Origin of the sequence: Methylobacterium oryzisoli (assembly GCF_046557895.1) — a bacterium.
In the GTDB taxonomy this organism is placed as follows: Bacteria; Pseudomonadota; Alphaproteobacteria; order Rhizobiales; family Beijerinckiaceae; genus Methylobacterium; species Methylobacterium oryzisoli.
Genome location: NZ_JBKIBX010000005.1, coordinates 194,398 through 210,719 on the forward strand (window position 1 = coordinate 194,398; position 16,322 = coordinate 210,719).

At 74.4% G+C, this 16,322-nt stretch carries 17 protein-coding genes; 8 read left to right on the forward strand and 9 right to left on the reverse strand.

Features of this window, described 5'->3' with window-relative positions:
- The first annotated feature begins 100 nt into the window (after window positions 1-100).
- Together ACKUB9_RS07550 and ACKUB9_RS07555 are read left to right on the forward strand one after the other, a co-directional pair.
- A complete protein-coding gene (locus ACKUB9_RS07550) occupies window positions 101-808 on the forward strand; it encodes a DUF1214 domain-containing protein (RefSeq protein ID WP_407519626.1) in 708 nt (235 codons plus the stop codon).
- On the forward strand, window positions 805-1,386 hold the full coding sequence (locus tag ACKUB9_RS07555; protein WP_407519625.1) for a DUF1254 domain-containing protein: 582 nt from the start codon (window positions 805-807) through the stop codon (window positions 1,384-1,386). The genes ACKUB9_RS07550 and ACKUB9_RS07555 overlap by 4 nt, the downstream gene beginning before the upstream one ends.
- Before the next feature lie 34 nt (window positions 1,387-1,420).
- On the opposite strand, the gene ACKUB9_RS07560 is transcribed toward ACKUB9_RS07555, so the two are convergent.
- Window positions 1,421-2,290 carry a hypothetical protein gene (locus tag ACKUB9_RS07560; protein WP_407519624.1) on the reverse strand — a complete coding sequence of 290 codons (870 nt, stop codon included), beginning with the start codon at window positions 2,288-2,290 and terminating at the stop codon, window positions 1,421-1,423.
- 389 nt (window positions 2,291-2,679) lie between these two features.
- Here ACKUB9_RS07560 and ACKUB9_RS07565 point away from each other — a divergent pair, with 389 nt between their 5' ends.
- Complete coding sequence (locus ACKUB9_RS07565; protein ID WP_407519623.1) at window positions 2,680-3,798, forward strand: hypothetical protein; 1,119 nt, start codon at window positions 2,680-2,682, stop codon at window positions 3,796-3,798.
- Between the two features lie 177 nt (window positions 3,799-3,975).
- Window positions 3,976-4,527: a crossover junction endodeoxyribonuclease RuvC gene (gene ruvC / locus ACKUB9_RS07570; protein WP_407519622.1), complete on the forward strand. Its 552-nt coding sequence runs from the start codon at window positions 3,976-3,978 to the stop codon at window positions 4,525-4,527.
- A gap of 36 nt (window positions 4,528-4,563) precedes the next feature.
- On the opposite strand, the gene ACKUB9_RS07575 is transcribed toward ruvC, so the two are convergent.
- Both ACKUB9_RS07575 and ACKUB9_RS07580 read right to left on the reverse strand, forming a co-directional pair.
- Window positions 4,564-5,199 carry a glutathione S-transferase family protein gene (locus tag ACKUB9_RS07575; RefSeq protein ID WP_407519621.1) on the reverse strand — a complete coding sequence of 212 codons (636 nt, stop codon included), beginning with the start codon at window positions 5,197-5,199 and terminating at the stop codon, window positions 4,564-4,566.
- 90 nt (window positions 5,200-5,289) lie between these two features.
- Window positions 5,290-5,508: a hypothetical protein gene (locus ACKUB9_RS07580; RefSeq protein WP_407519620.1), complete on the reverse strand. Its 219-nt coding sequence runs from the start codon at window positions 5,506-5,508 to the stop codon at window positions 5,290-5,292.
- A 97-nt stretch (window positions 5,509-5,605) separates the two neighbouring features.
- Between ACKUB9_RS07580 and ACKUB9_RS07585 the strand changes: the two genes are divergently transcribed.
- Window positions 5,606-5,926, forward strand: coding sequence for a helix-turn-helix domain-containing protein (locus ACKUB9_RS07585; protein WP_407519619.1), 321 nt, complete (start codon window positions 5,606-5,608; stop codon window positions 5,924-5,926).
- A gap of 20 nt (window positions 5,927-5,946) precedes the next feature.
- Here the strand turns inward: ACKUB9_RS07585 and ACKUB9_RS07590 are convergent, their stop codons facing one another.
- The 3 genes from ACKUB9_RS07590 to ACKUB9_RS07600 form a co-directional block, all read right to left on the reverse strand.
- Window positions 5,947-6,657 carry an acyl-homoserine-lactone synthase gene (locus ACKUB9_RS07590; protein ID WP_407519618.1) on the reverse strand — a complete coding sequence of 237 codons (711 nt, stop codon included), beginning with the start codon at window positions 6,655-6,657 and terminating at the stop codon, window positions 5,947-5,949.
- 396 nt (window positions 6,658-7,053) lie between these two features.
- On the reverse strand, window positions 7,054-7,791 hold the full coding sequence (locus ACKUB9_RS07595) for a helix-turn-helix transcriptional regulator (protein WP_407519617.1): 738 nt from the start codon (window positions 7,789-7,791) through the stop codon (window positions 7,054-7,056).
- A 152-nt stretch (window positions 7,792-7,943) separates the two neighbouring features.
- A complete protein-coding gene (locus ACKUB9_RS07600) occupies window positions 7,944-8,174 on the reverse strand; it encodes a DUF1127 domain-containing protein (protein WP_407519616.1) in 231 nt (76 codons plus the stop codon).
- A 132-nt stretch (window positions 8,175-8,306) separates the two neighbouring features.
- Between ACKUB9_RS07600 and gcvA the strand changes: the two genes are divergently transcribed.
- The 3 genes from gcvA to ACKUB9_RS07615 all read left to right on the forward strand — a co-directional run bounded on the left by gcvA (window position 8,307) and on the right by ACKUB9_RS07615 (window position 11,101).
- Complete coding sequence (gene gcvA / locus ACKUB9_RS07605) at window positions 8,307-9,224, forward strand: transcriptional regulator GcvA (protein ID WP_407519615.1); 918 nt, start codon at window positions 8,307-8,309, stop codon at window positions 9,222-9,224.
- Window positions 9,225-9,365: 141 nt separating this feature from the next.
- A complete protein-coding gene (locus ACKUB9_RS07610; protein ID WP_407519792.1) occupies window positions 9,366-10,022 on the forward strand; it encodes a DUF1007 family protein in 657 nt (218 codons plus the stop codon).
- Window positions 10,023-10,099: 77 nt separating this feature from the next.
- Window positions 10,100-11,101 carry a nickel/cobalt transporter gene (locus ACKUB9_RS07615; protein ID WP_407519791.1) on the forward strand — a complete coding sequence of 334 codons (1,002 nt, stop codon included), beginning with the start codon at window positions 10,100-10,102 and terminating at the stop codon, window positions 11,099-11,101.
- Between the two features lie 68 nt (window positions 11,102-11,169).
- Here the strand turns inward: ACKUB9_RS07615 and ACKUB9_RS07620 are convergent, their stop codons facing one another.
- From ACKUB9_RS07620 to ACKUB9_RS07630, 3 genes are all read right to left on the reverse strand, one after another.
- Window positions 11,170-12,048, reverse strand: a complete 879-nt coding sequence (locus tag ACKUB9_RS07620) for an MBL fold metallo-hydrolase (RefSeq protein WP_407519614.1) — start codon at window positions 12,046-12,048, stop codon at window positions 11,170-11,172.
- Between the two features lie 184 nt (window positions 12,049-12,232).
- A complete protein-coding gene (locus ACKUB9_RS07625) occupies window positions 12,233-14,890 on the reverse strand; it encodes an ATP-binding cassette domain-containing protein (protein ID WP_407519613.1) in 2,658 nt (885 codons plus the stop codon).
- Between the two features lie 231 nt (window positions 14,891-15,121).
- Window positions 15,122-16,231 carry a DUF2252 family protein gene (locus ACKUB9_RS07630; RefSeq protein ID WP_407519612.1) on the reverse strand — a complete coding sequence of 370 codons (1,110 nt, stop codon included), beginning with the start codon at window positions 16,229-16,231 and terminating at the stop codon, window positions 15,122-15,124.
- Between the last annotated feature and the right edge of the window lie 91 nt (window positions 16,232-16,322).

Sequence of the window (16,322 nt, forward strand, 5' to 3'; positions counted from 1 at the left end):
GATCGCGTGGCGATCGGGCACTGCTCCAAGTCTTTGATTTGCCGCATTTTCTGCGACGAACCGGGGTCCACTTCGTCGGAAAATGCTCTAGAGAGAGCCGATGCTGGCCGAGAGACGTGCCGAGACCCTGCCCGAGAGAGCTGCGCCCGCCGACCGGCCCGCGCAGCCCCGCCGCCTGTCGCCGCGCCTGCGGGCGCTCGCCCCGCGGCGCGTGAGCAACGTCCTGCTCGTGCTCTACACGCTCGCCCTCGGGGCCGGGCTCGGGCTCGCCAGCGCCAACTGGGCCACGATGGGCCGTTCGCCCTTCGGCGGCGTGACGCTGAACGCCTGGACGGCGTGGCCGCGGCTCGGTTCGCGGGAGGCCGACCCCTACGCCCGGGCGATCCATGCCCGCACCGGGGAGATCCCGATCGCGCTCGGCGAGGGATTGCTGCTCACCGCCACCGCGGACGATGCCGGCCGGCCGCTCTCGCTCGCCTGCACCTACCGGATCGCCGGGGCGACCCCGCCCGCCCGGGCCTGGACGCTCACCGCCGAGCGCCGCCGCCCGGCCCCGCCCGCCGCGGACGCGGCCGGCCCGCCGGCGCGCCTCGGCTTCACCTCCACGGAGGTGCTGCGCGACGCCAGCGGGCGCTTCGCGATCACCCTGGCGCCGCGCGTGCAGCCGGGCAACTGGCTGCCGATGCCGGAGGGGGAGGGGGCCCTGCGGCTGGCGCTGCGCCTCTACGACACGCCGGTCGCGGCGAGCACCGGCGCCCTCGAACGCGAGGGCGTGCCCTCGATCACCCGCCTGGACTGCGCATCGTGACGACGACGGGCCGCTTCCTCCTCGCCACCCTGTGCGGCCTCGTGCTGGCCGGGATCGTGCACATCGGGGTCGTGCTGGCGATCCCCTACCTGTCGGACCACGACGCCCTCTCGCGGGCGCGGGCGACCCTGAGCAACGACACCTCGGTGCTGATCCACTCCGCCCGGACCGGCGCCCCGCCGGAGGCTGCCGAGAATTGGCTGCCGCCGCAGGATCCCGCCGCCGCGATCGGCATCTGCGCCTACGACCTCGACGACGGGCCGGTGCGGATCTCGGCCGAGACCGGGCCGCTGCTCCAATCCCTCTCGGTGCATGGGCGCGGCGGCGCCTTCTACGCCATCACCGACCAGGCGGCGGTGCGCGGCAACATCGAACTCGTGATCATGACGCGGCGCCAGTTCGACGAGGCGCTGGCCAATGCGGACGAGGACGAGCGCAACCGCGACGTGCGCATCGTGGCGCCGGGCCGCGAGGGCTACGTGGTGGTGCGCGCCCTCTCGGCCCTGCCGAGCCAGCAGGCGATGGCCAATCAGGCGGCCCGCTCGGTATCCTGCACCATCGAGGGCGAGGAGGAGTGAGGCCGGTTCCGGACGACGCCGTCCGGAGCCGGCATCAGCCCTTGGTGACGAGCACCGCCTGCGGCCCCTCCGCGGGGACGGGCGCCAGCCCGCAGCGGCTTTCCGCATCGGCGGGCAGGAGCGGGTCGAGCAGCCGGCGGCGGGCATCCAGGAAGGCGAGCGCCCGCTCGGCCCCCACCGCCTCCTCGCCCGGCACTGCCACCAGCAGGTGCTCCAGCGCGGTGCGGTAGGAGAGGGAGCGCGCGGCGGTCTCGCGGCGCACCCAGGCGATCAGGCAGCGGTTCTCGGCCACCCGCATCGCCGCGCTGCGCACGTCGCGGTCGTCGAGGGTGCGGATGAAGGGCAGGCTGCGCAGCCGCGTCAGGTCCGCCTGCACCACCCGGGCCGCGGTCTCGGCGAAGGCCGGGATCAGCCGACCGTCCGCCGTGAGGTCGTCCGACAGGCGCCGGTAGCGCGACACCGGCGAGCGGAACGGCTCGGCCATGATGGCGTCGAGATAGGCCCGCGGGTCGGAGAGCCGCCACTCGGCGGGCAGCACCCGGGCGCGGGTGAGGTTGTCGAGGGCGTTGTCGAACAGGCTGCGGTCGCGCGCCGGCATCAGGTAGCGCCACGACCGGTCGCGCAGGATCCGCTCGTCGTCCGTGAAGGGGAAGAACGAGGACGGTTCGCCGCGCTCGCGCGCCGCCAGCGTGCCGGCCGCGTCGATGAGGCTGTTCCAGGCGGTGGGCGCCGGACGGCCGAGATCGCCCTGCTGCACGCAGGAGGCGATGACCGGCAGGGCGAGCAGGAGGGCGGGGCGGCGCAGCAGGCCGCGGGGGCGCCCCTCAGCCGCGCCGGCGGCGCGTGCCGGCACGGCCGGGATCTGGCGCGACGGGGGCCGGGGCCGGATCGGGAAGCCTCTCATACCGCACTCCCGTGAACAGCAGGATGGTTCCGCGCGGTTCCGTCGCCGCGTCGTCCCGGCGCGGGCGCCGGGCCGCCGCCGAGAGCGGAACGATGTCTGCCGTGGTGCGATGCTGTGGGCCGATCATCTCCCGCCTCCAAGCTCCGATGACCCTCCGGGAACCGCGGCCGCCGCAGCGGCGCGTGCGAGACCAGAAACCACGACGTGGTTAACGAGCCCTTTCCAAACCGCCGCCGCCAGGGTCCGCCCGTAAACCATCCGTCACCGGGCCGCGCCGTCATCCCCGCTCTCCCCAGGGGGCGGGACCGGCCCTGGCGACAGGCTTAAGCGTCGCTTTACGCGACCGCTCCTAGTCTCGCGGTCCGTGTAGTGTTGCGTACCAGACCCACATGGCCCGCTCCGCCGATGCCGCTCCGCCGGACCTGTCCGGCCTCCTCGATCTCGCCCGGGACCGCCGGCTGGATATCAAGCCGGTGCTGCTGCGCGTGCAGAGCGACCTGTTTCGGGCCGCGCCCGCGCGCGATCCGGCCACCGTGCGGGCCTTCGAATCGCTCGCCTGCGGGCTGATTCCCACGGTGGATGCCGACACCGCCGCGACCGTGGCCGAGAAACTCGCGCCGCTGGCCGACACGCCCCAGAGCGTGCTCGCCCTGCTGGCCGCCCATGGCGGCCGCGCCCGGGACGCGGTGGTGCGGCTCAGCCCCACCCTGTCGACGGGCGTGCTGGACGCGGCCGGCAACGGTCCGGGTCTCGACGCGGTGATCGCGCAGCGCGCCGATCTCGGCCGGGCCCTCGTGGACGACCTGACCCGCCGCGACGACCCGGAGATCGATCTCGCGCTGGCCGGGAACCCGCATGTCCGCCTCGACGGCCAGGCCCTGGAGCGGCTGGTGGCGCGGGCGCGGGGCCGGCGGGACCTCGCCGCGCGGCTCGTCGCCCGCGAGGACGCCCCGGCGGTCGACCTCGCACCCCTCTACCTCGACGCATCCCCGGAGCGGCGCGCCGCCATCCGGGCCGGGGTCGCCGCCCGCGCCGCCCTGCGCCCGCTGGCGCGGCCGGCCTCCCGGGGCGCGGGCGCGGCGCTCACCACCTTCGCGCAGCGCCGCGAGACCGCGCGCTTCGGGGAGGCCCTGTGCGAGGCGCTCGGCCTCGGCCCGGTGGAATGGGACGTCGGCGATCCCGCCCGGCACGACCTCCTCGCCCTGGCGCTGCGCGCCGCAGGCCTCGCCGACGAGGAGGCGATCTACGTCTTCCTGCGGCTCGATCCGGAGATCGGGCGCTCGGTCGAGGCGGTGTTCGCGCTCGCCCGGCTGTTTCGCGAGACGGAGGCCGCCACCGCCCGCGACCTCGTGGCGGCGATCCTCGGCAGCGCCCCGGCCGAGCGCGTGGCCGCGCCCGACCAGCACCGGCCAGTCCATGGCCCCGCCTCGCCGAAGCTGCGCCCCCAGGCGGCGCCCCTGCGCCCGGCCCTGCCGGAACGGACCCGCCGGACGCAGTCCGGGACCTGAGGCCTGTCACCGCGGAGCCACGCCGGGCGCCGGTCGTCGCCGCGGCGGCTGGCGGCGCGGGCTCTGCCGGAGTATCGGCCGGAGCACCGACCCGAGCCTCGCCGGTCCGCCGCCCGTTGCCGGGGCGGGCCGGTCCGCGGCATGATCGGCGCCACGCGCGAAAGGACCCGACAGGCGATGACCCATCCGGTCCGCATCCTCGGCATCGATCCGGGCCTCCGCCGGACGGGCTGGGGCCTCATCACGGTCACGGGCACCCGCCTCGCCTATGTCGGGTCCGGAACCATCGTCTCGGAGAACGACGACGCCCTGGCCACGCGCCTGCGCGCCCTGCACGACGGCCTCCAGCGGGTCGTGGCCGCGATGGAGCCGGACGAGGTCGCGGTGGAGGAGACCTTCGTCAACAAGGACGGGCAGGCGACGCTCAAGCTCGGCCACGCGCGCGGAGTCGCGCTCCTCGTGCCGGCGCTCGCCGGGCTGCCGGTGGCCGAGTACGCCGCCAACCTCGTCAAGAAGACGGTGGTCGGCACCGGCCACGCCGAGAAGGACCAAGTCGGCGCGATGGTGCGCTTCCTGCTGCCCAAGGCCGATCCGGGCACGGCCGACGCCGCCGACGCGCTCGCGATCGCCATCACGCACGCCCAGCACCGGGCCGCCCGCGCCCGCCTCGCCGCGCTCGCGCCGCGGCCCGGGCGCAAGGCCGGGGCGACCGCCCCCGGAGGGCTCTGACCGTCTCGGCCCCGGGGCCGGCCCCGCGCGCCGGCCTCAGACCGCCGGGACGTTCATGCCCTTCCGCACGGCGGGCCGGGCACCCACGGCGCCGAGCCAGCGGTCGAGGGAGGGCTTGCCGGCGAGGCTCGCGGCGAGCGGTTCCTTGAGGAAGCTCGTGGCCGCTACCGCCCACGGATAGCAGGCGATGTCGGCGATCGAGTAATCCTCGCCCGCGATGTAGGGCGCCTGGGCGAGGCGCCCCTCCATCACCCCGAGCAGCCGGTCGGCCTCCCCGGTGAAGCGCGCGATGGCGAGCGGCGCCTTCTCGGGCGAGCGCACCGCGAAGAAGCCGAGCTGCCCCAGCATCGGCCCCAGGCCCCCGACCTGCCAGTGCAGCCATTCGAGTGCCTTGAACCGCGCCGGGCCGGACGGGGCGAGGAAGCGTCCCGACGTCTCGGCGAGGTAGGTGAGGATCGCCCCGCTCTCGAACAGCGCGAGCGGTCCGTCGGGCGCACCGTCGTCGATCATCGCCGGGATCTTGTTGTTGGGGGAAATCGCCAGGAAGTCGGGCGCGAACTGCTCGTCCTTGCCGATGTTCACGGGATGCACCGCGTAGGGCAGCCCGAGTTCCTCCAGCATGATCGCCGGCTTGCGGCCGTTCGGCGTGGTCCAGGTATAGAGGTGGATCATCGTGTCCTCCGGCAGGTCCCCGCCGGTTGTAGGGCGGGCCGGGCGGACGGGCGACGGAGCCCGCCGGGCAAAGCCCGCCGGACGGCCGCCTCACTCGTCCAGGGTCTCGTCCCGTCCCGTGCCGCCCCGGCCGAAATCCAGGAACACCGCCCAGCCCGCCTCGATCATCGCGCGCACGGCCGGCCGCTGCACCATCTCGGGTCCGACCGCCCGCTGCAGGTCGATCGCCGCGGCGGCGGCGCGCAGGACGCGCAGCTCCGCCCGCGCCGCCTCGGAGAGATCACGATCGTCGGTACTACTCTCGACCATATCACCACGTGTCCCGGTATCCTGACCGGCCTCGGTCAGCAGGTTCGGTCCGGGCGTTGGCGCCGCGGAGCCGCAGGGTTCGGAGGGTTGGCAGCGCTTGCGCATTGCCAGCGCTCCGTCTCATTCCTATGCTCGCCAGTCGAACGACCAGCGGGCTGCCGACGTGACCCTCTCCGCGCCGCCGCCTTCCTCCCGGATCTCGGACGTCGACCTCTGCATCGGCCGGCGCATCGTGCAGCGCCGGCGCGAAATCGGCATCACGCCCACCCGGCTCTGCGCTGCGCTGGGCCTGACCTTGGAGGAGCTGCGGCGCTGCGAGACGGGGCGGACCCGCATCCAGATCGGTCTGCTGCACGGCGTGGCGGATGCGCTGGGCGTGAGGCTGGAATACTTCTTCAACTGGAGCCCCGATGCCTGAGGGGGAGGAGGGCGTGGGCCTCAGGTGGGGCCCGGGTCGAGCGTGATCGGACGCCGGCCCGGCGCTCCGGCGAGGCGCGCGGTGAGGTCCGGGCGCGGGGCGTGCCGCGGCCGCGCCGCCACCGGCAGCAGGCAACTCCCCTCCACGCCGTACACGGTGCGGGTGGTGTGCAGCGCCTCCGGCGTCATCTCCACCGTGAAGGCGCAGATCGACAGGCCGTCATGCGCGAGCGGCAGGCCGAGCGGGCGCGGGCGCCAGCCGAGTTCCGCGACCTTCGGCACCCAGTAGGTCTCGCCGACCGCGTTGAGGCGCGGGATGCCGCGGGCGAGGCAATGCTCGATCATGCCCGCGGCCACGATGCCGGCCACGCGGGAGAGGCGTCCGTCCTCGCGGAAGCGGGGTGCCACGAAGAAGCGGGTCCATTCCCAGATCTCGGGGGCGCGGGTGAAGCCGCGCGTCTCGGCGAGATGCGGGAAGACCTCGCTCAGCAGCGTCGGTCCCTGCGACGGCAGCAGGCGCGTGCCGCCCGCCACCTGTCCCTCCGGGTCGAGGGCCAGCAGGTAGACGCTGTCCTCCGTGTCGAACTGGTCGCGCTCGCGGCCATCGACGGCGCGCAGGGCCCGCCAGCCCTGCTCGTCCATGTAGATCTGCTTGCGCAGCAGGAAATGCTGATCGAGGGCGTCCTCATAGACATCGCGATTGCTGCGGTCGATGACGTGAAGCCGGATCATCGTCGGTCCCCGAGGCTGGCAAAGCCATAGGGACATCTCGGTCAGGCGCTCGGTATCCCCGAAAACTGGGAGGCGCGTCGACTTTCCGCGGCTGTTCTCGCGGTTTCGGCCGATGTCTCTGACCTTGCGTCAGAAGCGGCATCGGCGCGCAGTTCGACCTGCCGCTCCGTGAGGCGCTGCGAGCGGCTCGTCCAGCCGATGTATTCGCCTGATGGGGGCTGCTGATGATGCTTCTAAGGGGAAATTCGCCGAATTATCGCTTGTGCAATACTAAAATATTCCCAGAAATCTTATGTGTCTGGGCGCGACGTACCGAGATGAACAGCGTTGAAGGCTGCTCGCGCCCTCCAGGCGACTCTGCCGGGTCGGCAGCCCGATGCCCCGGCCGCGTCGGGATCAGAGCGTGATCTCTCGGCGGCGCAGGGCCTCCACCACCGTCTGGGTGGTGTTGCGCGTGCCGATCTTCAGGCGGGCGCTCTTGAGATGGGTCGTCACGGTCTCGAGCGAGACGCCGAGGATCGTGGCGATCTCCGCGTGGGTGCGGCCCATCGCGGCCCAGCACAGCACGTCGCGCTCGCGCGGGCTGAGCAGGCGTCCGGGCTGGGGCGCGCGGTGCTTGGCGGTGCGCGCCGCCGCGCCCCAGGCGTAGAGCCCGAGCATGTGCACCCCGCGGCGCACCTTCGGCGGCAGGTCGCCCCGCTCTCCGGCGAAGGACGCCACGGCCTGGAACCCGTAGGCGTCGTGGATCGGGACGCAGAAGCCGGAGGCCATGCCGAACTCCGCCGCCTCATCCATCACCCGGCGCGCCCGCGGGGCGATCTCCGGATCGTAGTCGATCTCGGACCACGCGAAGGGTTCGAGGGTGCGGTGGCAGTAGCGGGCCACGGGATCGAAGCGGTAATGGCCGATCCGATCGTAATGGGCGAGCCAGCCCTTGGGCCAGACACTGAGCAGCATGCTCGGTCCCAGCCGGTCGCTCGGCTGCGGCAGATGGGTGATCGCGAAGTAGCGGAAGCCGCATTGCTGGATGACATCGAAGATTCGGGTCTGCGCTTCGAGCGGATTCCGGACGTCTTCGAGCGCGTCGATCAACTCGAAGGTGTTGCGGAGAAAAATCTCCTCCGTGTCCGCCATGCCAACCTCTGAAGCCCAGGTGTGCATGGGGCTGAATCCTGCGCCGGCCCCGCGCGACACTGTTGCCAGAGTGCACGAAACAGGCGCGACTTCCTAGCGACCTTTGTATCCGGGTGGTCGGCCTGCCCACCCGACATGCAAGGCGGGCGGCCTCAGCCGCGCCAGAACGGCTTGTCGCCCTCGCGCGCCGCATCGGCGCGCGACAGGCCCAGGTCCTTCAGCAGGAGGTCGGGGGCCTGCATCAGGGCGCGGCGCTCGCGGTGGCGCTGGGCCCACAGCTCCACCCGCTCGACGAGCGACAGCACGCGCCGGGCACGGGGCGGGCGCAGGGCGACGCCGGGCACGAGACGCAGGTTTCCTCGGCCGCTGACGAGACTCGTCATGGCTTTCTCCGGGAGTTGAGGGTCATCTCACGAAGGGAGCTTGCCGCGGCGGCGAAACGTGAGCAAACCAGAAGCTCTCCGGCTTCGACTCAGAAAAACTGCGTCGTCGCAGTATCCCCGCAGAATCCCCGCATGGATCCGCGCCGCCTGCCCCCGCTCAACGCCGTCCGGGCCTTCGAGGCGGCGGCCCGCCACCCCACCTTCCAGGCCGCCGGCGACGAACTCGGGGTCAGCGCGGGCGCGGTCGCCCAGCACGTCAAGGCGCTCGAAGCGTGGTTCGGGCTGCGCCTCTTCCGCCGGCTGCCGAGCCGCGGCGTCGCCCTCACCCCGGCGGGCGAGCGCTACGCGCGGGCGGCCGGGCAGATGCTCGACGGCCTCGCGGCGGCCACCGCGGGCCTGAAGCGGCTGGGGCAGGACGATGCGCTGACCGTCAGCACCACGCATTCCTTCGCGGCGCTCTGGCTCATTCCCCGCATCGGCGATTTCCGGGCCCGCCACCCCGACGTCGACGTGCGCATCGTCGCCAACAACGCCCTCGCCGATTTCTCCCGCGACGCGGTCGATCTCGCGATCCGGCACGGGAAGGGCGGCTATCCGGGGCTGCGGGTCGACCTGCTGCTGCGCGACGCGGTCTTCCCGGTCTGCAGCCCGGCGCTGCGGGACGGCGACCCGCCCCTGCGCCGGCCGCAGGATCTCGCCGGCCACACGCTCCTGCACGACGGCGACCCGCTCGACGTCGACATGATCGGCTGGGCGGAGTGGCTCGCGGCGGTGGGAGTGCCGGAGGTGGCGGGGCGGCGCGGCCCGACCTTCACCCACACCTTCATGGTGCTCCAGGCGGCCACCGCCGGCCAGGGCGTGGCGCTGGCCACGCGGGTGCTGGGCGGCGACCTCCTGGCGCATGGCGGATTGGTGCGGCCCTTTCCCGACGAGGTCGCGAGCCCGTACTCGTTCTTCGTCGTGACCCCGGACGAGCCGGACCCGCCCAAGGTCGCGCGGTTCCGCGCGTGGCTGTCCGCTCAGGCCGGCGCCCCGCTTTCGCCGCTTTGAGGCCGGAGCAATCGCGGCGACGCCGGTCGGCGATGCCCCGGAGGCGAGCCGCCTTCGCGGCCGGCGCGAAGCGCATTAGTCTGGCGCTCCGGAGCCTTCACGATCGGTTAACCACGAGGGGCGAGCGTGCCGCGCAAGGCCATGACCCATCTCCGCTCTCCACGCTCCGCGGCGCGCCCGCGGCTGGCGGTCCTCCTCGGGACCGCCCTGGTCCTCGGGCTCGCCGGGCCGCTGCCGGCGCTCGCTCACCCGCATGTCTGGATCACCACCCGGGCGGAGATCCATTACGCGCCGGACGGCCGCGTCACCGCGGTGCGCCACACGTGGACCTTCGACCCCTCCTACTCGGCCTTCGCGGTGCAGGGGCTGGGAGCGGATGCCCCGACCCCCGAGGCGCTGGCCACGCTCGCCCGCGACAACACCGACAATCTCGCCGAGCAGGGCTACTTCACCCGCCTGAAGCTCGACGGGCGCAAGCAGGATTTCGCCGCCCCCTCCACCCCCGCCATGACCTACGCGGATGGGCGGCTCACCCTGCACTTCACCCTGCCGCTGAAGGAGCCGGGTCGCGGCGCGGTCACGCTCGAAGTGTTCGACCCGACCGTCTTCGTCGACTTCACGCTCGCGGAGGGACAGGCCGCCACCCTCGTGGGCGCGCCGGCCGCCTGCAAGCCGGAGGTGCAGCGCAGCAAGGCCGCCCCGGCCCAGGCCATGTCCGAATCCTTCTTCGCGGCGCTGACCGCCGCCTCGTCCTACGGGGCGCAGTTCGCCAACCGGATCCTCGTCTCGTGCTCGTGAGGCTGCGCGCGAGCGCCCTCCCGCCCGCGTCGATCTCAGGCGTAGCACAGGCCCCTGGCGTTCCGCCGGCACCCGGCCTGTGGCCGGCACCCGGCGTTCCGCCGGCAGGCGGGCTCCTGCGGCTGGGCCTCGCGCTCGCGGCGCTCCTGTGCGCCGCCGGCCTCATCGCTGGGCTCGCGCTCCTCGTGGCACCGGTCGCCGCGACGCCGCCCCGCTCGCCCTTCGGCATGGGCCTGCGCGAGGCCGCGCCCTCCGCGGCGGGCGGGTTCGGGGCGTGGCTCCTCGCGCTCCAGGCCGGTTTTTCGCGCAGCCTCCAGGCCGCAATCTCCGCCCTGCGGGCAGGGGAGGGGGGGTACGGGATCCTCGCCGGGCTCGGCTTCGCCTACGGCGTGGTGCATGCCGCCGGGCCGGGGCACGGCAAGGCGGTGATCGCCGGCTACATCGTGGCGGGCGAGAAGGCGCTGGCGCGGGGGTTTGCCCTGAGCTTCGCGGCCGCCCTGCTGCAGGCGGGCGTGGCGCTCGCCCTCGTGGGCGTCGGGGCCATGGTGTTGCGGCTCACCGCCGCGGGTCTGACGGAGGCGGGCCGCTGGATCGAGAGCGCGGGCTTCGCCTGCGTGGCCCTGCTCGGCCTCGCGGTGACGTGGCGCAAGGCCGGGGCGCTGGCGGGGCTCCTGACCGGCCGCGCCGAGGCGGCCTGCGGCCCGGATTGCGGCCACGCCGCGCTCGCGGATGCGGAGCGGATCGCCCGGCTCTCGACGTGGCGCGAGCGGGCGGGCGTGGTGCTGGCCGCCGGCATCCGTCCCTGCGCGGGCGCGGTGCTGGTGCTGGTCTTCGCGCTCTCGCAGGGCGTCGTCTGGGCCGGGGTGCTGGCCACGCTGGCGATGGCGCTCGGCACCGCGCTCACCACCGGCGCGCTCGCGGCCCTCGCGGTCTTCGCCAAGGCGCTGGCGCTGCGGCTGGCGGGCGGGCGGGGGACGGCGGGAGCGGTCGCGGTGGCCGGCCTCGAACTCGTCGCGGCGGCCTTCGTGCTGGCGCTCGGGCTCGCGCTGCTCGCGGGCTACGCCGCCGGGATCGCCTGACCCCGCCTCCCCCGAACGGAGGACGCCTCGCGCCCGTCCGGCATGCGAGGACCAAGCCTATGCGGTCCTCAAGCGGGTTCCGGCACGCGCGCCATGGCAGGGAGCACCACCTCCTGCCGCTCGCGGGCCACGAAGGCGGTCGGCATCACGGCCTGGAGCTGCTGTTCGAGGTCGCGCAGCAGGGCATCGCCGTGCTGGGGGTAGTGGTGGACGATGCCGAGCTGCCGCACGTCGCCCGCGCGGCAGAGGTCCACGCCCTTCTGCCAGGTCGAGTGACCCCAGCCGCGGCAGGCCGGATACTCGCCCTCCGTGAACATGCCGTCGAACATCACGAGGTCGGCGCCGCGCACGAAGTGCAGCAGGTCCGGTTCGGGCCAGACATCGCCGTGCTCGATGTCGCTGATGTAGCAGGCGGTGCGGCCCGCGTGGCGGAAGCGGTAGCCGGTGGCGCCCTGCGGGTGGCGCAGCGGCAGCGTGTCCACGGCAATCCCATCCGAGAAGTGCAGCGTCTCGCCCGACCGGAAGCCGTGATGGACGAAGCGCGCCGGGAGCATGTCGAGGGTGATCGGAAAGAGCGGCGGCGCGAACAGGCGGTCCAGCGCCTCCGCGGCGCTCGCCCCGTCGAGGTTGCCGCAATAGGTGTGGATCTCGCGCTCGCGGTCCAGCACCGCCGGCTTGCAGAAGGCGAGCCCGGTGACGTGGTCGAGGTGGAGGTGGCTGAAGAGCAGGTCGATCCGCTTGGGGAGGTTCTGGCCGTGATGCGCGCCGAAGGCGTGGATGCCGGTGCCGGCATCGATCACGAACAGCCGTTCGCCGCAGCGCACCTCCACGCACGGGGTATGGCCCCCGAACTCCACGAAGTTCGGACCCGAGGTGCAGGTGGACCCGCGAACGCCCCAGAACCTGATCGTCAGGTCGCTTGGCGCGGAGAGACCCTTCATTGTCATGCCGGCACGGTGATCCGGTTTCGCGCGAACGAATGTGCGGCGGCGCACAGGACGCCCCTCGGTCCGGTCCCGTCTCTCATGTCGGGATTTGCGGAGGGTAAATATGCCACACCCGGGGCGGGCGGGCGACCCCGCGAGGGAGCCGGCCGCCCGGGTGCGCATCCTGTCACCACGTCGATCACGTTCACGCGCTTGCTCCCTCACGAACGGCGTGTTCCCCGGGGCGGTTCCCGGCTTCGTCCCGCGGCAGCACCTCCACGGTATTGCGCACGGCCCGCAGCACGGCGTCGAACGGCAGGTCGGGCGGCAGGCTGACCGCGTCCGGCAGGCAGACCACGAGGCCGCGCCCGGCCCGGGCCGCGCGCAGGCGGGCGAGTCCGGCCCGGATCTCCGCGGGGCTGCGCTCGTCGAGGGCGAGGCCCGCCACCAGGATGTCGGGCTGGCGCACGAGGCAGCGCGCGACGTCGATGGCGCTGCGCTCGGCCGGCGTGAGCGCCCCCTCGCGCGCGCCGAGCCCGGTCTCGGCCGCCCGGGGATCGACCCGGGCCGCGAGGCCGAAGCGGAAGACCGTGCGCTCCAGGCCCCGCTCGGCGAGCACGCGCTGCATCACCGCGCGCACCCGGGTGCCCGCTCCGGCCTCCGCCCCGGCGATCCGGCCGAAGAGCAGGTTCTCCTCCAGGCTCGCCGCCACCGTCACCCGGGCCGGGTCGTAGAACTCGACGGCCGGGCGCAGCGAGGCCGGCAGCAGCGCCGCGAAGGTGCGCCGGGCGCTCACGAGGCGGGCCTCGAACGCCGCGTCGATCAGCCCGAAGCGGTGGCGCGTCTCGCTGTAGCGCAGGGCGAGCCCGATCAGCCGGGCGCGGTCGCGCTGGCCGGCCGCGCCCCGGCGCCAGCCCGCCGCCTCGGGCTGGCGGGCCACCAAGTCCTCGAAAAAACCCCGCTCGGCCGCCGGAAACAGCGAGAAGGCGTCGAAGAGTGGGTGGTCGTCGGGCAGGTCGGCGAAGATCTCGACGGTGGCGCGCGCGATGGACAGGCCCATCTCGATCATCGGCCGCGTCAGGCCCTCCGCCTCCAGCACCGCGCGGGTGAAGGGGTGGCCGGCGAGCCGCGCCTCCGCGAAGGCGCGCCCGACCGGCTCGCCGAACAGGATGTTTTCGCCGACCGTGGCCTGCCCGTTGTAGCGGTCGGGATCGAAGGGCTCGATCAAGTGGGCGGCGTCCTCGGCCGCCAGCGCGGCCCGCAGCGCCTCCCGCGTCTCCACGATCGCCGCCGCGGTGGCGGGGTCGATGGTCGGGGCGACGAGGCTCGCGAGGCCCCGCGCCATCACGAGGCGGTCGAGCCCCGTGACGGTCAGCGCCTCGACCAGCCGCTCTTCGAGCTGCAGCCCGGGGGGCGGAGCGACGTCCGGGTCGGGGCTCGATCCGTCCGCGAAGGCGAGGTCGCCGTAGAGCAGGTTCTGCAGCAGGCTGCCGGCCATCAGCACCGGCTCGTCGCCCGCGAAGGCGATGCGGCGCGCCCGCTCGGACGGGTCGAAGGCGCGCAGGTCGGTGCCGTCGTAGGTCACCCGGCCGGCGGTCGGTTCGAGCTGCCCGGCGATGAGCGCCGCGAGCACCCGCCCGCCGCTGCCGCGCCCGCCCAGGATCGCCACGTGGCCCGGCATCGTCAGCGCGAGGTCGACCCCGGTCAGGCGCTCGCCGGAGGCCGGATCGTAGGCGGCCACGCCCGCGAGCACGATCGGTCCCTGCGCGGGCAGGTGGGCCTGGGCCGGGCCGCGCCGCACCCCGCGGGCGCGGGCCTCCAGGGCCGCGGCGGTGCGGCCGATCTCCCGGAAGGCCGGCAGGGCCGCCTTGCGCCGCTCGTTCTGGCGCAGCCAGAGTGCGAGCAGGCTCGCGGCGAGCGCGAGGCCGCCGAAGGCCGAGGCGAGTGCGCCCGCGGTGACCGGCGTGCTCCGGTCGTCGTGCCAGAGGGCGGTGGCCAGCACGGTGGCCGGCAGCAGGACGACGAGGGCCAGGGCCGGCGCCCGGGCGCGGGCGAGGGCGGCCTCCGCGGCGGCGAGGCGGCGCCCGGCCGCCGCCGCCGCGTGCCCGAGGCGGGCGCGCTCGAACGCGGCGGTGCCGTGGGCGCGCACGGCCGGAAGCCGGCGCACGAGGTCGCCGAGCGCCTTCTCGATCGCGGCGCTCTCCTGGCGCCGCTGGTCGCCCTGGCGGTTCACCCGGGCGATCAGCAGGGCGCGGGCGAGGGCGGCCGCCACGATGCTCACCGCCACCGCCGGCACGAGGCGCGGGGCCGCGGCGGCGGCGGCCAGCAGCGCCAGCAGCACCGAACCCGCGGCCAGGGCCGGCACGAGGAGCCCGGCCGCGAACAGCCCGTCGACCGCCCGCAGGCCCTCGCCCACCTGGGCCGCCATCGCGCGCGCCTCCTCGCGGCCGGCCGGCCCGGAGCGCAGGATCGCCTCCGCCGCCACCTGCCGCAGGCGCTCGACGGCGCGCCCCTGCGCGGAGAAGCACAGGCGTGCCACCGCGAAGCCGACGGCGGCCAGCAGGAGCGCGATGACCGCCAGGCCCCCCACCGCCCACAGCGTCATCGCCTCCTCGCTCACGCGCCAGCCCGGCAGCAGCGTCGCGGTCCCGCCGAGACGTTCGGGCAGCGGCAGCGCGACGTGCAGCAGGCGCAGGCTGGTGCGGCCCGGATCCGCCGCGGCCAGGAGCTCGTCGACGAGGTCGCGCACCAGCGCGAGCCCGAGCCCGACCAGGGGGCCGCCGAGCGCAAGGGCGGCCGCGATGGCCGCGGCGTGCTGGCGCGGGGCGCTGCGCCACGCGAAGACGATGGGATCGCGCTCCATCCTCGATCCTGTCCTGCCGCCCGGTTCTCCCCGGGCGGCGTGGTCCTCTGCCCGGGGCTGGCTCGACGGCGACGGCCCAGGCGCGGGGAACCCTTCTCCCACCCGGGAAAGGGGTTCCCCGCGCCTGGGCCGTGCGACGTCGGCTCGATCCGGGCTGGAGGCTTAGAGGATCGGCGCGGCAGGCGAAAGCCTGGCCGGTTCATGCCACCTGCGCGGGGTCCTTCGGCGCCCTCAGGCCATGTAGGCGTCGTAATCCGCCCGGACCCGGCGGGCGGCGTCCCGGGCGGCGTCGCGCAGCCAGGGGTCGGGCAGCGCCTCCAGGTAGGCGCGCAGCGGCCCGGGGCCCTTGGCGGTGCCGAGATGCACGTTGGCGAGTTCCCGCCCCATCGCGTGCAGGATCTGGCGCTGGCCGGCGAGGTTCTCGATCTCGTCGATCTCGACCTTGCGGGCCTCGGGGGAGAGGCGCCGCACCACCCAGTCCTCGGCGAGGCGGAAGGCCGGGTCCGGCGCCCGGCAGGCCGCGGCGAGCAGGGCGCGCGCCTCGGCGATCGGATCGAGGCGCTCGGGCGCGCCGGCATGCACCGCCGAGGGCACGGCGGCCTTCGCCTCGCGGGCGACGAGGCCGCCCTGCCACTCGGCCACCGCCGCGAAGCGCGGACGCCCGAGGCTGCCGACGCCGGCCTGGCGGCGGAAGAAGCGGATCTCGCGGGCGCCCTTCGGCAGGCTCTCGCGCAGGAGCGTCAGGGCGGGTTCCGGCACCTTGCCGGGCTCCACCGCCTTCTGCTCCAGCAGCTTGCGCCAGTGCTCGCGGGCCTCCGCCCCGTTCGCCGTCGCGAGGTCGCGCAGCCACGCGTGCCGGTCCTCCAGGATGAACGGCTCGGGGCCGAACCGCAGATGCGCGCCGTAGCCCTCCAGGATCGCGTCCACCGCCTCGTCGGCGCCGAGGTGGAAGGCCGCGCTCTCGGCTTCGAGCGTGGCGCTCGCGGCGAGCCGCACGAGGTCGCTCGTGAAAGGCAGGACCGCCGCCTCGTCGACGTCGTTGACGCCCCAGACCAGGCGCCCCTCGGCGTCGCGCCACGTCCCGAAGTTTTCCAAGTGGGTGTCGCCGACCACCAGCAAGCCGGGGGCGAAGCGGACCTGATCGGCCACGGCCGCGAAGTGGTGGTGCCAGCGGTAGAAGGTGCCGCGCAGGAACGCGAAGGGACTCTCGCGCATCTTCTCCTGCTTGCGCTCCAGGTCCCGGGGCCGGAGCTTGCAGTAGGTCCGCGCCCAGTCGAGGTAGGCGTTCGTCTCCTCCTCGAAGCTCGCCGCGCCGTCGCGTCCCGCCCACTGCCGCCCCATGCCGTCCTCCTGGCGCTCCCGCCCCTCCGGGCGCCGCCATGAGACACGGGCGGGCCGGGATGACGCAAGGGGCGGCCCGATGCCTGGCGTC